The sequence below is a fragment of the Microbacterium sp. NPDC089188 genome, from assembly GCF_040685155.1.
Lineage (GTDB): Bacteria > Actinomycetota > Actinomycetes > Actinomycetales > Microbacteriaceae > Microbacterium > Microbacterium galbum.
The window spans coordinates 1,057,526-1,073,438 of sequence record NZ_JBFBHH010000001.1 but is presented as its reverse complement, the minus strand read 5'-3'; the positions used below and the strand labels follow the sequence as shown (position 1 = coordinate 1,073,438).

The 15,913-nt window shown below is 72.5% G+C and carries 9 protein-coding genes; all 9 read right to left on the bottom strand.

What is annotated here, in order from left to right:
• Positions 1 to 27: 27 nt before the first annotated feature.
• Positions 28 to 498: a 30S ribosomal protein S7 gene (gene rpsG, locus AB0N80_RS04860; protein ID WP_013584050.1), complete on the bottom strand. Its 471-nt coding sequence runs from the start codon at positions 496 to 498 to the stop codon at positions 28 to 30.
• 5 nt (positions 499 to 503) lie between these two features.
• Positions 504 to 872, bottom strand: coding sequence for a 30S ribosomal protein S12 (gene rpsL / locus AB0N80_RS04855; protein WP_013584051.1), 369 nt, complete (start codon positions 870 to 872; stop codon positions 504 to 506).
• A gap of 352 nt (positions 873 to 1,224) precedes the next feature.
• Positions 1,225 to 2,088 (bottom strand): hypothetical protein, encoded by an 864-nt coding sequence (locus AB0N80_RS04850; RefSeq protein ID WP_363577880.1) that lies wholly within the window; start codon positions 2,086 to 2,088, stop codon positions 1,225 to 1,227.
• The gene (locus tag AB0N80_RS04845; protein WP_363577878.1) at positions 2,085 to 3,767 is read right to left on the bottom strand and encodes a DUF5684 domain-containing protein; all 1,683 of its coding nucleotides are present in this window, start codon (positions 3,765 to 3,767) and stop codon (positions 2,085 to 2,087) included. Before AB0N80_RS04845 ends, AB0N80_RS04850 begins: the two co-directional genes overlap by 4 nt.
• Positions 3,764 to 6,274 (bottom strand): transglutaminase domain-containing protein, encoded by a 2,511-nt coding sequence (locus AB0N80_RS04840; RefSeq protein WP_363577876.1) that lies wholly within the window; start codon positions 6,272 to 6,274, stop codon positions 3,764 to 3,766. The genes AB0N80_RS04845 and AB0N80_RS04840 overlap by 4 nt, the downstream gene beginning before the upstream one ends.
• Positions 6,271 to 7,647 carry a DUF58 domain-containing protein gene (locus tag AB0N80_RS04835; RefSeq protein WP_363577874.1) on the bottom strand — a complete coding sequence of 459 codons (1,377 nt, stop codon included), beginning with the start codon at positions 7,645 to 7,647 and terminating at the stop codon, positions 6,271 to 6,273. The genes AB0N80_RS04840 and AB0N80_RS04835 overlap by 4 nt, the downstream gene beginning before the upstream one ends.
• 39 nt (positions 7,648 to 7,686) lie before the next feature.
• Entirely contained in the window at positions 7,687 to 8,652 is a 966-nt protein-coding gene (locus AB0N80_RS04830; protein WP_315993654.1) for a MoxR family ATPase, read from the bottom strand.
• Positions 8,653 to 8,693: 41 nt separating this feature from the next.
• Positions 8,694 to 14,669 carry an Ig-like domain-containing protein gene (locus AB0N80_RS04825; RefSeq protein ID WP_363577872.1) on the bottom strand — a complete coding sequence of 1,992 codons (5,976 nt, stop codon included), beginning with the start codon at positions 14,667 to 14,669 and terminating at the stop codon, positions 8,694 to 8,696.
• Positions 14,666 to 15,802 carry a serine/threonine-protein kinase gene (locus AB0N80_RS04820; RefSeq protein WP_363387172.1) on the bottom strand — a complete coding sequence of 379 codons (1,137 nt, stop codon included), beginning with the start codon at positions 15,800 to 15,802 and terminating at the stop codon, positions 14,666 to 14,668. Before AB0N80_RS04820 ends, AB0N80_RS04825 begins: the two co-directional genes overlap by 4 nt.
• Positions 15,803 to 15,913 lie beyond the last annotated feature (111 nt).

Genomic DNA, 15,913 nt, shown 5'->3' with positions numbered 1-15,913 from the left:
GGTTCGATCACGGACCCTCCGCGGGTTTTACCAGCGGTAGTGCGCGAAGGCGCGGTTCGACTCGGCCATCTTGTGGGTGTCTTCGCGGCGCTTGACCGCGGCACCGAGGCCGTTCGAGGCGTCGAGGATCTCGTTCTGCAGACGCTCGGTCATCGTCTTCTCACGACGACCCTTCGCGTAGCTCACGAGCCAGCGCAGCGCGAGCGTGTTGGCGCGGTGCGGCTTGACCTCGACGGGAACCTGGTAGGTCGAGCCACCGACGCGGCGGCTCTTGACCTCGAGGGTGGGACGGACGTTGTCGAGCGCCTTCTTCAGCGTGGCGACGGCGTCCTGGCTGTTCTTCGCCTCGACACCCTTGAGGGCGTCGTAGACGATCGACTCGGCGATGGACTTCTTGCCGTCGACGAGGATCTTGTTGACCAGCTGGGTGACGACGGGGGCGCCGTACACCGGGTCGTTGACGACGGGACGCTTCGGGGCGGGACCCTTACGAGGCATGGTTCTCAGCCCTTCTTCGCGCCGTAGCGGCTACGAGCCTGCTTACGGTTCTTGACAGCCTGGGTGTCGAGCGCACCGCGGACGATCTTGTAGCGGACACCGGGGAGGTCCTTCACACGACCACCACGGACGAGCACGAGCGAGTGCTCCTGGAGGTTGTGACCCTCACCGGGGATGTACGCGGTGACCTCGGTGCCGTTGCGCAGCTTGACGCGGGCGACCTTGCGCATGGCCGAGTTCGGCTTCTTGGGGGTCGTCGTGTACACGCGGGTGCACACGCCGGCCTGCTGGGGGTTCGACTTCAGCGCGGGAGCCTTGGTCTTCGAGACCTTCGGCGAGCGGCCCTTGCGAACCAACTGCTGAATGGTTGGCACGTTCTCTCCTTGATTGGCCGGGCGGTTCCTCTCGGGCCGCCCGGGGTGCTGCACGGTGACAGCGGTCGTGTCTCCCCCGTCATGTCGCTCATCTTGCGATTCGTGACGTGTCGGGCTCACGTGTGATCCACCGCGCGTCAGAATGATCGGACGCGGTTGTGGTGGATATGCCGTGGGGGTGACCTGTTCGCAGACCAGTCCCTGAGATGGTGCGAGCGTTGATCCGCACGACCTACCCGAAGGCACGACGCACGGCGCGCGTGAACGCACACCCGCTCAATGATACGCGTTCCCCGGAGGACGGGCAAACGTGCACGCGTCTCCCCCAGCCGACGGTCAGGATGCCGCCCGCTCAGCCCAGGAGCAGCACCGCCGCCGCCGCGCCGGCGGCCAGCAGCAGGACCACCGCGGTACCGATCAGCAGTGCTCGCCAGGCGCCCCGTCGAGCCGGCCGCGGCCGCACGAGGGCGGGATGGTCGCGGAGCCCGGACCGCGCAGGCGGCACGGAACGCGCCACCCGGATCGGCGCATCGACCCGCGGATCGTAGATCTCGCGCCCCAGGGCGGCGGGCACGCGCGCCTCACGCACCGCCCCGTCGACGGCCTGCGGTCCCGCGTCCGCCGACCGTCGGCTCGCGGAGGCATCGGCCGCATCGGCACGACGCGCGCGGCGCGTACCCGCCTGGGTGTCGTCGACTCCGTCGGGCGCGCGACGCGGTCGAGTGCTGTCGTCGGGTGGCTCGTCGACGGCGGGCGCGGACGAGCGCCGGGCACGGAGCCCCGGCTGGGTGTCGTCGGCGGGGAGAAGTTCCGGGCTGCGCGCCGTGCGCTCCTGCACCGGGGCACGACGCACGGTCGCGTCCTCGAGCTCCGCCTCCGGAGCGGCGGGCCGCGCGACCACGGTGCGATCGTCGGCGTCCGCTGCGGTGTCGACGCGCCGGGCGATAACCGTCGCGTCGTCCGGCTCCGCAACGGCATCCGCACGACGAGCGATCACCGTCGCGTCGTCCGGCTCCCGCACGTCGGAGCGCACGGTGGCGTCGTCGAGGTCGTCCGCGTGGGACCGCACGGTGGCGTCGTCGGGGTCGTCCGCGTCGGCGGCCGCGGGTGAGCCGCCGTCGGCCGCGGCCGGCGGATTCGACGGCCAGGCCCGCAGTCGGCCCGCCCACAGCGTGACCTCGTCGGGATCGTCCGCTCGATCGAACGGGCCGCTCACACGTTCCTCCGCGTGAGGCGCACCTCCGCGTCGCCGAGGAAGAACCGTTCGCCCGCCTCGATCTCCTCGCCGGGAGGAGCTTCCACCTCGGTGCCCATGAGCGTGGCGAACAGCACGCCGTTCGTCGACTCCAGGTCGGTGACGTACCAGGTGTCGCCGCGCAGCTCGAGGCGCGCGTGCGTCTTCGAGACCGTCCGCGTGTCGTCGACGATCGGGACGAGCTGAGCGTCGGGGTGCGCGGCATCCGGGCCGGGACGACGGCCGAGGATGACGACCGACGACGTCAGATCGACCGTCTCGCCGTTGGGGGCGATCAGCGCCCATGGGATGCGCTTGCGCCGCGCCACGACCGTGCGGTCGAGAGCGTCGAAGTCGTCGTCCGACGGGACCTCCGGGCGCGTGTACAACGCCGACACCGACGTGCGGGCCGAGCGCGGAGCGCCCGCGTCGGGGGCGTCGGGTACGGCCGAGACCGCTTCGGAGAGCTCGGGGAACTCGTCGGCGGGGGTCCGGGAGACGCGGGGAGCGGAAACCGGCGTCGGCGCGGGCCGCGTGAGCGGTGCCTCCGGGATGATCGCGGGCGCCTCGTCCAGCTCCTCCGCCTCGCGGCGCGCGGGAGCAGCCCACGGCGACGGGCCGTCGTCGACGGGATGGTCGGGTGCCGCATCCGCCGAGGGGGACGCCGATGCCGCCGAGGGGGAGGCCGACTCGACATCGGTGGGATCACTCGTGCGCCGCGCGGCCGGTGACGCGCCACGGGTGGGAGCTCCGGGCAGCAGCAGCGCGCGGGTCGCGAGGGCGTCGGCATCGGGCTCAGCCGGCGGCTCGGCGAAACGCGGGACCCACCCCGCCGGGGACTGCTCGGCATCCGGCTTCTTGTCGACGTCGGCGGGCCCGGCCTGCTGATCGGCCCGATCTCGCGGCGCGGCCCCGTCGGCCCCCGCGGGAGCGCCGTCGCGCAGCGCGTCGAGCACCTCGAAGACCGATCCGGAGGCGGCGGGAACGGACCGGTCCGTCGAGCGGTGTCCGTCGAGACGGGCCGGCGCGAGATCGGTCGGCGGGGCCCAGTCGCTCGGGGACGGGACCGCATCGGCCAACGAACCGGCGGGGGCGGCGAAGGGCTGCACGACCGGCTCCGACACCGGCGGCGCCGCGTCGACGAAGCGGTCGGCTGCGGGGCGGTCGGCTGCGGGGCGGTCGTCCGGGGCGGGCTCGGCCTCGGGCGTCCACCCGCCGATCAGCGGGACGTACGGGCCCTGGAAGTCGCGTCCGCGGCGAACGGGTGCGGAGTCCTCGTCGGCACCGCGGGCGGCGTCGCCCTCCCACCGTGCGGAGCCGAAGCCGAGGACGCTGGCCCAGACGACGAGGAAGACGGCGCCCAGCACGGTGAGGCCGCCGCCCGCGCCGAATCCGACGGTGATGCGGTGGACCGCCACGACGAGGACCACGTAGAAGGCGATGAAGCCGAAGAGGGGCACGAGGTTGATCAGCACGAGCCACGGCGAGAACCCGCCGAGCTTCAGCACGGTGGCGACGTTGACCACCGGCACCCACGCCTTCCAGACCGGCTCGCCGATCTTGCGGAACATCGCGGCCAGGGCGAGGGCGAGCCAGACGTACAGCACCACGACCAGGGCGAGCGAGCTCGCTCCCAGGACCAGCGTCGTCGAATCGGTCATGTCGTGTCGCGCCCCGCCGCCGTGGCGGAACGCTTCCCCCTCTCGTCGCGATGCGGCGACCCCCGCCGAGAAGGCCGGGGGGCGAGGAACCGCAGGAACGATCTCAACGATACGGCCGCGCGCACTCGGCGCCAGAAGCCGCGCTGACGGGTGAGGACGCGACGTTCGTCGTCGACGATGCGCCAGAAGGCGGTGACCTCGTCGGGGGTGATCCGGTCGGCGGCGAACACGGCGCGATCGGCATCAGCGGCCAGGCGGATGCCGGAGGGCGTCGCGAACGCGTCAGCGACCTCGCGACGGGTCGATGCACGCGGCACGGAACGCCCCGCGTCGAGTCCGGCGTCGACGTACTCGTCCCACCCGCCGGCGATCGCTCCCCTCGGATCGGGGTCGCGTCGACGGCCGCGGCGGCGCAGCGCCTTGGCGATGAGCACGGCCAGGAACGGCCCGAACAGCACCAGCACGACGAGCACGGCGATGCCCGCGGTGCGCAGCAGCGGCCAGAGCCACGCGAGATCGATGCCCTCGTCGGTGCGGGAGTCGTCGTCGCGGGAGTCGTCCTCCTGCACGGGCTCGGGCGGGACGACCTCTTCGACGGTGTCGGGACGCACCTCGGTGACGTTCTCGGGGTCCTGCTGCTGGGTGACCTCGAGGCTCGGCGACTGCTCCCACTGCGGGGTGACGTCGACGGCCGCCCACCGACCGTCGGCGCCCTCGACCTCCGTCCACGCGGTCAGGTCGCGCGGTCGGCACTCCCCCGCGTCGCACGCCGACAGGGTCGGGTCGGCGGTCTCCAACCGCGTACCGACGACGACGCGGGCGGGGAAGCCCAGTTCGCGGGCGATGAGCGCCGTCGCGACCGCGAACTGCTCGTCGTCGCCGACGGCGGCGACGTAGTTGCCGGTCGCCTCCGCACGCGGGTCGTCCTCGCGATCGAGGAGACGCTCGAACATGCGGTCGATGCGCGCGAGGGAGTGACCCGAGGCGCTCGGCTGCAGCTGATAGCCGGGAAGGTCGGCGGTCCACGCGGGAGCGGCGGTGCCCGGCGCGGCCAGGCTGTGGCTGAGATAACCGCGCTCCCGGAGCAGCTGGACGAGGGCCTGCAGGGCTGCGCCGTCGGAGCCTGTCGCGTGCTCCTCGACCCACCTCTTCAGGTTGTCTCCGCCCGACACCCCCTGCGGCGCTCCGGGAGCTGTCACGGACGCGAGGTCGACGGGGGCGGGCTCCACACCCGAGAGCTCGTAGCGGTCCCCCGCGCGCAGGCCTCCGTCGGAGGTCTGCACCCCCGCTTCGGCGGAAGCACTGTAGTAGAAGCGGTCGGCCAGAGCGCCGCGCCGATCGCCCTCGAACGTCGCCGAGGCGAGACGGCCGGCGGTCGGCATCCAGATCCCGTCGAGATCGACGATCTCTACCTCGGCTGCGATCGTGCGACCGTCGCCGGCGTCGCGGGTCGAAGGTAGGCGGACGAAGCCCGCTCCCTCCTCGCCTGAGGCGCGGAAGATCTCTCCGTCGTAGGCATCGAGAGTGGCCAGACGGATGCGCTCGGGCAGGGTCCCCTCGCCGCTCACGCGGAACAGCACCTCGTCGGCCCGGGCGTCCGAGAACATGGCGCGGTACTGCGCGAGGGGACTCACGGCCTCGGCGATCTGCTCCTGCGGTCCGGCGGCGGAACGGAGGACCTCCCGCTCCGCTCCCCGCGACACCCACGGCACGACGGCGACCGTGACGACCGCGGCGAGGGCGACCATCGCCACCCCGAGCGCGGCGCGTCGGCGGTCGGTGCGGGAGCGCCCCGGGGCCACCTGCGCGGCGGAGACCTCGCTCGCGCGGCGGAGCGCGCGGGCACGCTCGTCGTGGGCGCGCCAGGCCAGCCACAGCACGGCCGACAGCAGCGCCGCCAGGCCCACCACCGTCTCCACGGGAGCGGCGAGGACGACGGGTCCGATCGTGAGCGGCGCGCTCGTCGCCGTGCGGCCGAAGAACAGGCCGAAACCGATCATCCCGAGACCGGGGACGACCGCGATGGCCGCCCATCGGTCGGTGCGCCCCGCGAGCGCGAGGGCGAGCGCGGTGCCGACGAGGAAGACCACGAGGGCGGGGATCAGGAGGTTGCGGTACGCACCGACCGGCAGGTCGACGGTGACCAGGTCTTTCCAGGCGACGACCACCCCGGCATAGGACTCGCCGAGCCCGCGCAGCACGTCCAGCGGCGACGTCAGGCGCGACGGCACCGCGAGAGGGACGGCCAGGAGCGTGAAGGCGGCGACGAGCCCGGCGGCGAGAGCCCATCCGCTCCCGCGCCGCCACGCGACGAGCGTCACCACGGCCGCCCCGGCGAGGGATGCCGCGACGACGAGGACGAGGAACGACACGGCCGTGTAGATGGGCCATGCCGCCACCGCGGCGAGCGCCGCGGACACCGCGGTGTACAGCGCGGCGGCGGTCCACCGCGGAGCCGACGACGCCTCACGGCGACGCCGGGGCGCGCGGTCGCGCGAGCCGCTCACGAGGTGGCTCCCCGCACCAGAAGACCGGAGAGGTCGTCGAGGGTGCCGATGGTGAGCACGGTGAGGCCCGCCACGCTCTGCATCCGCGGGTGCGCGCGTTCGTCGCAGATGACCGCGGCGACCGCGGTGTCGGCGGGGAACGCGAGCGCCGCCTGCCGCAGGCGGGCGAGGGGCACGAGGGAGCCGGTGACGAGGAACGCGATCGACAGGCGCTCGTTCGCCTCGGATGCCAGCCGGCAGACGTCTTCGACGGGCATGGTGTTCTCGTGGCGCTGGATGGCGCTGAACCCGTCCAGCATCGCCCGCGGGGAGACCACCGGGATGTGACGGATCGCCCGGAGCCGGCCCTTCACCACGCGGGGGATCTCCGAGCCCGTGACGATGTCGATGTCGCGCGCATCGCGCACGGCACGCAGACCCAACGAGGCGGCGGCCGAGACGGCGAGCTCGTACTCGTCGGCATCCGCGTACTCCTGGGTCGCAGCGGCGAGCACGACCGCCATCCGCGAGCGGCGCGACTCCTCGTACTGGCGTACCATCAGGCGCCCGGTCTTGGCCGTGGACTTCCAGTGCACCTGGCGCTGCGAGTCGCCGGGAGCGTACTCGCGGATGGCGTGGAACGACATGTCCGCGTCGACGAGACGCCGGGTCGCGTTGCCCTCGAGGTCGCGGACGAGTCCGGCGCTCGTGGACGGCAGGCCGACCGTGCGCGGATGGACGAAGAGGTCGTGGACGTCGTCGAAGGCGTGCTCGCGTCGCAGCAGTCCCACCGGGTCGCTGCGCACGGTGGTCACCGGCCCGACGCGCACGACACCGCGCGGCAGCGGCGGGATCTCGAGAGGCTCGGTGCTGCTGTGCCCCGGCCGCAGGAACGGCACCCCGAATTCGACGAGACCGCGACCGACGGGGATGTCGAGACGCCCCGGCAGCGTCGGCCGCGAGCTGTCGTTGCGGACGACGATCTCGCCCGTGACGCCGTTCCCGGCGGTGACGCGCTCGTGCTCGAGAGCCAGATCGACGTCGTAGGCGCGTGCGCCGAAGAGGAACGGGACGCTCATGAGCAGCAGCAGCAGCGCCGCCGAGCCCGCCACCATCCACTCGACCCAGCCGAAGACGACGCCGAGCGCGAGGCCCACTGTGGCCGCGATCGCGACGACGGCGCCGGCGGGACGGACGGTGCGCCCCGCCCACGACAGGGCCGCGGCCACCGCCTCGGTGATGACGCGCCATGTCTCGGCGACCTGCACCACGGCGCGCACGATACGGCGCTGCCGGCGGGTGGCGGTCGAGGTGATCGACGTGCGCGAGCCCGTGGCCATGGTCGCGGCCGAGGTGCGCGTGAGCCGCGACTCGGTGACGTTCGGATCAGGCATGGCCCACCCCCCGATCCGTGCGGACACGGCGCACGGGCGTCACGCGCTCTCGCGCTGCGTCGGCGGGAGCGTGTCGAGCAGGACCTGGCCGACCACGGCCTCCTGCGTGACCCCGTCGAACTCCGCCTCGGGGTGCAGGATGAGCCGGTGCGAGAGCACGGGCACGGCGAGCGCCTTCACATCGTCGGGCGTCGCGTAGGTGCGGCCCTGCGACGCGGCCCGCGCGCGCGTGGCGCGCGTGAGGGCGAGCGCGCCGCGGATGCTGACGCCCAGGCGGACCTCGTCGGCCGTGCGGGTGGCATCCACGAGTCGGGCGATGTAGTCGAGGACGAGCGCGTCGACATAGACGGATGCCGCGAGATCGGCCATGCCCACCAGCGCCTGGGGGGTGATGATCGGGCGCAGGTCGGCGGTGGCGACGGGGGCGCCGTCGAGGATGCGCACGGTCGCCGCGTGGTCGGGGTAGCCGAGGGACGTGCGCAGCAGGAAGCGGTCGAGCTGGGCCTCGGGGAGGCGATAGGTGCCGGCCTGCTCGACGGGGTTCTGCGTGGCGAGCACGAGGAAGGGCACGCCCACCTCGCGCGAGACGCCGTCGATGGTGACCTTGCCCTCCTCCATCACCTCGAGCAGGGCCGACTGCGTCTTGGGGCTCGCGCGGTTGATCTCGTCGGCGAGCACGATGTTGGCGAAGATGGGCCCACTGTGGAATTCGAACGCGCCGCTCTTCTGGTCGTAGACGGTGATGCCCGTGATGTCACCGGGGAGCAGGTCGGGCGTGAACTGGATGCGGGTGTTCGTCCCCTGCACCGACTGCGCGACGGCGCGGGCGAGCGAGGTCTTGCCGGTGCCGGGGACGTCTTCGAGCAGCACGTGCCCGTCGCTCAGCATCGCGGTCAGCACGAGCTCGACGACGTGGCGCTTGCCGAGCACCGCACGCTCGACGTTGTCGGCGATCTGCGAGAAGGTCTGGGAGAACCAGGTGGCCTGCTCCTGGGTGATCGTCATGTCGGTGCGTTCTTCCTGTGGGGGATGGATGGATGCCGGGATCAGCCGTTGCCCTGGGGCGGCTGCGAGGGGTCGCCCTTCGGCGGCTCGGAGGGGTCGGCCTTGCCGGGGTCGCAGGTGCCGCCCGTGACGAGCGTGGCGTCATCCAGACCCCAGCCCTTGGCGGACCAGCTGACCTGGACCTTCGCGTTCTCGACGCGCGTGGCGCCCTTCGGCACGACGGTCGGGTCGCTCGCGTCGAGCTTCTTGCCGCTCTTGTCGTAGTAGACGACGCCGGAGCGGTCGGTGGAGGTACGCGCCTCGCCGTTGCTGGTCTTCCACCCGAGTTTGAGCTCGCTGCCGGCGACGCAGGAGTCGATGTACGCCCTCGCCTGCACCTGGTACGGGGCGCTGCCGGAGGCCGGCTTCACGACGCCGCGGTCGGAACGCGTCGGCCAGAGGTCGTGCTGGAAGTAGACGCCGATGTTCGGATCGCTGTCGTACGCCGAGGTGCCGTTGTCCCAGTTGTCGTAGACGACCGAGTTGTTGCGCGGCGGCTTGTCGCCCGCCTCGATGCGGGTGATCTTCCATCGGGCGGTGTCGCCGCTCACATCGGGCCGCGCGTTCACGCGGAACGTGTAGCCCTGCGGGGCGGAGGTGTCCTGCGCGGCGTCGATGCTCTGCTCGATCTGGTCGGAGCCGTAGCTCTTACCCTCGTAGACCGAATCGACGCACATGCGGACCGTGTAGGTCACCCCGTCGTCCTTCCCCGGGAACTCGCGGCGCGGCCCGTCGTCACCGACGCGGCACGAGCCGTCGATGGCGAAGCCGTAGCGCACCTCGGAACCGTCGCCGTTCTTCGACGCCGAACCGGTGGCGACGATCGTCACCTTGCCGCCGCCCTCGGGTTCGGACGTGAGTGTGAGGCCGAGCTGCTGCGGCTTGCCGACGCCGTGCGCGGTGAAGACGAGCGCCTGACCGCTCTGCGAGCCGCCGAGCCCCGGCGGCACGGTGAAGCGCGAGATCGGGGTGACCGTGAGCTGCGTGGAGGAGTTGCTCCCGACCGGGAACGCGTCGACCGAGATGTTCTCCTGGTTGCGGCCGACGTCGACGGTGCGCTTCTGCCCCGCGGCGCTGACGATCTCGAGGGAGCCGGTCTCGGCGGAGTCGATGCCGCGAATGGTGAGATCAGCGACGCCTCCGTCACCCCCGTTGTTCACGGGCGCGAAGTCGCCCGACTTCGGCCTGTCGGGGGAGGCGTAGGCCCATGCCGTCGTGCGCACGGCGCCGCGCGACTCGCCGACGCTGTTCACCGCCGTCACCACGTACTCGCGCTGCTCGCCGTTCGGGGCCGAGATCACGGGGCACCCGCCATCGGGGCCGCACTGCGCGACGACCTCGCCGCCGGAGCGGACCGTGAACCCGCTGAGCGCCGGGTAGGCGCGACGGGCCTCGCCCGGATCGACGCGGAGCGTCAGCGAGCCGTCGGCGAAAGCCGTCTGCCGCACGCTCGCGGGCGAACGGGGGTAACCGAGCAGGTCGAGCACGACACGGGCATCGCGCGTGGACGCGGTCGAGCGCCCCTGGGCGTCGCGGAGCGTGACGCTGGCGCTGCAGGTGGCGCCGGGGGCGTCGGCCGTCCATGAAGCGACGACGCTCGACGCCGAGCCGACGGCGAAGGTCACGCCCGTGCACGCCGCCGTGGGCCGCACGCCTACGACCTCGAGCGGGGTCCGCGGCAGCGGGTTGACCTCACCGCTGATGCCGATGACGTCGATCGAGCAGCTCGAGCCCTGAGCCTGCGAGCACTGCGACGACGTCGTTCCGCCCTGGGGCAGCGTCGAGGGCGCCGCGCCGACGCGGAGGACGAGCCGCGCGGGGGCGACGGCGTTGTGGCTGGTGACGGAGATGACGGCGGCGTTGTCGGTGCCGGGCACGGAGCGGTCGGCGCCGACCACCGTCACGACCGATCCGTCGAGCGAGACCTGGAACGCGGAGCCGCTGTAGTCGAGGGCGTACCGGATCCCGGCCCAGTCCTCACGCCCCAGCTGCCACGAGGTCATGTTTCGCAGGTCGAAGATGGCCGTCTCACCGGGGCCCACCGTGAGCGAACCCGGGCGCAGCTCCGGCTGCGGATCGCGGGCGACCACCCCGATGGGCACCGAGAGCACGGTCCAGTCCTGCGTCCCCGCCACCCGCACGGGCACCTGGCATGCGTCGGTCCACGGCGATCCCGTCCCGGCGTCGTACTGCACGACCGACCCGGTGACGGAGCAGCGTCCCTCGGCGCGGACGCCGGTGGTCGAGACGTCGGTGCCGACCTCGAGCGCGGCCCGACGGGGAAGGGCGACGAGGGATGCCATGTCGAACTGCACCGAGGCCAGCTCATCGACCCGCTGCGCCGACCCGGGGCGCAGCGCGAGGGTCAGGTCGTCGTCGCCCGGCACGCGGAGGAACGCGTAGGTCGTGACGTCGGCGTCGCCGACACGGCCCGTGATCGCGAACGGGATGACGCGACGGGTCGCGGGCAGCTCGCCGGAGATGCGCCGGCCGTCGAGGCGCACGTCGGTGGGCTGCCCCCACAGCGCCACCTCGAGGTCGCCGACCTCACCGCCGGACCAGGTCGCGCGGCCCGCGATCACGTCGACCCCGGTGGTGAAGTCGTCGCGGTTCTCGACCGTGAGCACGGTGTCGGTCACCACGGGGTAATCGGGCACGCTCTCGCGCACCACCTTGACCACGATGAGTCCGCGCCCGGTGTTGCCGGAATCGGACTCCACGTCGTACAGGAACGACATCGTGCCGGGCTCGTCGCCCGAGCGCAGGACCACGCCGGTGTCGCTGACGCTGTCGACGAACCCGTCGAGTCGCGCGTACTCCGGGTTGGCGCTGCCGTCGACGAGCGTCTCGGGAAGGTCGGGCCGCACCGCCGTGAGCGTCAGTCGCCCCTGCGTGGGATCGATGTCGTTCGCGAGCGGACTGACCCGGATCGTGCGGTCTCCCCCGGCCTGCACCTGCACGTAGTCGGTGAAGGTGATCGGACTCGGGTTGGCCTCGGCATCCAGGATTCCGATGCGCACGGTGCCCTCGCCCGTGGCGCCCGAGGAGTCGGCCACGCGGTAGCGGAACGACACCTGCCCCCGGTCGCCCGGCACGGACGAGTAGACGATCGACGACCCGTCCGGGGAGACGGATGCCGTGCCCCGGTCGGGCTGGGCGACGATGCGGTCGAGCGAGACGGCGTCACCGTCGGGGTCGACGCCGAATCCCTGGAAATCGATCGTCGTCGTGCCTCCGCTGAGGACGCGCCCCTGGAGGGTGTCGGGGAGGGGCGCCCGATTGGCCTCGCCGCCGAGGACCGTGATGCGCACGGTCGCCTCGTCCCAAAGGGCGGGCGTACCGGTGGTGTAGACGCGGTACGTCACCTCGTAGGAGCCGGGCGTGGTCGGCGCCAGATAGCGCAGCACGCCGCCCGACGCGAAGGCGAGCGCGTCGCTCGCCGGCTGAGCCTGCACGCTGGAGGGGTCGAGGCTCGGTCGCCCTCCGGCCGGCGAGATGTCGTTGTCGAGCACCGGGATGTCGATCTGCGCCCCCGCGCGTACCGTGACGGTGTCGTCGACGGCGATCGGCGCGATCTCGGGAGCCGGCGGGAGAAGGTAGACGGTCGCCTCGCCGCTCACGCGGGAGCCCTCGTCGTCGGTTCCGTCGCTGACGGTGTAGTCGACGGTACCGAGCAGCCCCGCGCCGCCGTCGGCGGTGGAGCCCGAGACGCGCAGATCGTTCTGCCCGACGGTGTCGACGGTGAGGGAGGCCCCCTCCTCGGCCGCGGGCGTCACGTCGCTGAGCAGCAGCACGCGGCCGGTGGGGTTGGACACCGCGCTGAACACGTCGAGGGTCGCATCCTCCTGCGGGCGCACGAAGGCCACGACGGGGGCGGTCGATAACTGGGCGGGCGCGTCGGCGGGCAGGAGCGTGATGCGAGCCGTCCCCGTGGCGTCGCGACCCCCGGCGTTGACGGTGAAGTCGACGCGGTACACACCGGGCTCGGATGCCGTGAAGTCGAACACCGTGCTGCCGCCGACCACGGTCGCGGTCGCGGCGGCATCGTCGAGGACGCGGACCGAGCCGAGGGAGATCTCCCCGGCGGTGCCGGTGACGTGCAGGCCGACGTCGACGGCGAGGGAGGTGCCGACCGTGTCGACGGTGGCGAAGGACTGCACCGCGAGAGTGGGATCGGGAGCCACCCGGATGACGAGGGGCTTGGTCGTGGTGGCCCCTGCGGTGTCGGCGATCGTGACGTCGAGCTGGATGCTCTGTTCGCCGCCCGACCCGTCGTCGGCATGCTGGTAGACGACGTCTCCGCCGGGGGTGGCGGCGACCGTGCCGACGCCGCTCGGGTTGTCGACCGAGAGCAGCAGGAGCGGGTCTCCGTCGGGGTCTACCCAGCCGGGCATGACGGGGACCGTGAGGGTGCCGCCGCGCGCGACCTCGGGGGTCGGCCACTGCTGCAGGCATTTGTCGGTGCCGCACCACACGGGGGCGGCGTTCGACTCCGCCGGCGAGACCGTCAGGGTGACCGTGGTGGGTGCCGACGTGAGTCCGTCGGCCGTCGTGCCGTCGGTCACCGCGTAGCTGAACGTCGCGGTGCCGGTTGCTCCCGGCTCGACGCGCACCGCCAGCCGCTGACCGGAGTCGATGAGCGAGAGCCTGCCGAAGCCGGGATCGAGCCCGGTGACGCTCTCGGGCACGATACTCAGCACGTCTTCGTTCGGATCGTGGTCGTTCAACAGCACCGGAAGGGTGTTGAGCCGCCCCGCCCGCACCCCGAAGGCATCGGGTTCGGCGATGGGCGGCTTGGGGTCGAGGACGACGCTCAGCTGCTCCTCGCTCTGGACGGCGGCCTCTTCGGTGCGGTCGTCGAGCGACCAGTTCTGACTGGATGCCACGAGGGCGCCGTCGGGCACCGTCCACACCCAGCCGGTGCGCGTCTCGTTCAGGATGACGGCGTGATCGGTCGCGACGAACACCGGGCGCCGCTGGTCGGGCATCGTGGCTCCGTCGTAGGCGAGGTCGGTCTCGCCCTGGTCCGACCGCCACAGGGTGCCCCGACTGTCGCCCGGGAGGAGCCACGCGGCGTAGGTGACGCCCTGGTGGGTCAGCGGGCGCGCGGGCTGCCCGAGGATGTTGCCTCCCCCGCCCACCTCGCGCCGGGGTCCGGACCCGTCGGTCGGGATCGTCCAGAGCGACTGATCGTCGGCGACGAAGACGGCATCGGCTCCCGCGTCGGCGTCGCCGACCGAGACCTGGTCCCCCAGGTCGAGGTCGACCGGGTCGGTGCCGCGCATCCACACGCGGCCGGCCTCGGGATCCACGAGCACCCAGGTGTCGCCGGCCGCCGAGATCACCGGAGCGGTCACCGTCACGTCGAGGGCGTCGCGCGCGCGCACCTCGTCGGCGTCGATGTCGTACCGGATCACGGACTGGTCCACCGAGGAGTAGGCGAAGAGCATCCCCCGGTCGTCGAGGGCGATGGCATCCGCCGTGTACGACACGGCCTCGTCGTCACCGGCGGTTCCGAAGGGGTCGAGCTCGGCGGCGCGCTGACCCGCTTGGCTCAGCCGCCCCGCGAAGAGGGCTCCCGTGTCGGTGCGGTAGACGACGTAGTCGCCCGCCGTGGCGACCGAGGTGGTGCCGGGCGGGGTGTCGGGGGCGGCCTCGAGCTGGTCCTGCTCCAGGTCGACGGGCTGCGCCTCGTCGATGCGGGTGAGCTTGCTGTAGCTGTCGGTGAACAGGTACGCACCGTCGTGCGCCTGCGCCACCTGACTCGGATTGCCCGCGGTGCGCACCGTGTCGAGCTCGCCGACCGTCGTGTTCACGCGTGCGTAGCGCTGCCCCTCACCGGTCTGCAGCGCCCACACCGAGGTGTCGACCTCAGGGGTCTGCTGCGCGTCGAGGCCGGGCCACACGATGCTCGCGGTCACGACGAGGGTCGCGGCGACGAGGGTGGAGGCGAGCCCGACCAGCGTGCGGCGTTTCATCGCAGCACCCCCGTGGCGTAGAGCGCCGCGACGACGACCGCGCCGGCGGTGACGAGGGTCGCGGAGGCCAGCACCCAGGGCAGCGCCCGCGACGCGGTCGAGACCGGGGCCTGGATGTCGGTGTCTTCGTCACGTGCGTACCCGGTGATGCCCGAGGAGTCCCGCGTCTTGCGCGAGATCTCGCGCTCGATGCGCGAGCGTGCGGGGCCGCGGACGGTGCCGTCGGCGAAGTCGATGGAGCGGGCGGCGGGTGCCCACTCGGCCGCGGGGACCTCGAGCGGGGTCGCCGGCACGCCCATCTCGGCCTGCACCCCCTGCAGCGCCTCGCCGAAGGCGCGCGCGCTCGGGTAGCGCTGGGCGGGGTCGCGCGCCATGGCCTTCGCGAGGACGTCCTGCACCGACGGCGGGACGTCGGACCGGGAGATGGCCGTGTAGGAGGCGCGAGCGATGCGGCGGCGCAGCTGCTCGCGCGAATTCTGCCCCTTCTCGCGCCGCTCGAACGGACTCTGCCCCGCCAGCAGCGAATAGACGGTGGCGCCCAGACTCCACACCTCGCTCGCGATCGTGCCGGCGGTCTGCTCCGCGACGACTTCGGGGGCGCTCCACGGCACGCTCATGGCGAGCATCTCATCGGCCCCCTGGCGCACGAGCGACGACGAGATGCCGAAGTCGGCCAGCACGGGGGCACCGAAGGTGGTGACGAGGATGTTGCTGGGCTTGACGTCGCGGTGGATGAGCCCCGCGTGGTGCGCCGACTCGAGAGCTCCGGCCATGCGCACGCCGATCGACAGCACCTCGGCCACCGGCATGCGCTCGACGCGGTAGCGCTGGGCGAGCGAGCCCGGGCAGAACTCCATCACGATGTACGGGCGCCCGTCGGCCGAGATGCCCGCCTGGTAGACCGTCACGATCGAGGGGTGCGCCGACAGGTGCGCGAGCACGTCGGCCTCGGCGTTGAACATGCGCAGCAGGTCGGTGTCGCGCACGTCGCTGGGGAGGACCTTCACCGCGACGTCGCGACGGGGCATGTCCTGCCCGTACAGGAAGACGTCGGCGAAACCGCCCGACCCCAGAGGACGGATGTAGGCCAGCCCGGGCAGGATGGGCGGCGACGACGGAAGCCGCTGCGGCATCGAGCCCCCTCCCCCGGACGACGCGCCCGCACCTCAGCGAGCGCACAACCCGTCGATGCTAACAAAGCAGTCTTCATCGGCCCTGCGCGTTGTGCACAGGTGACCGCAGGA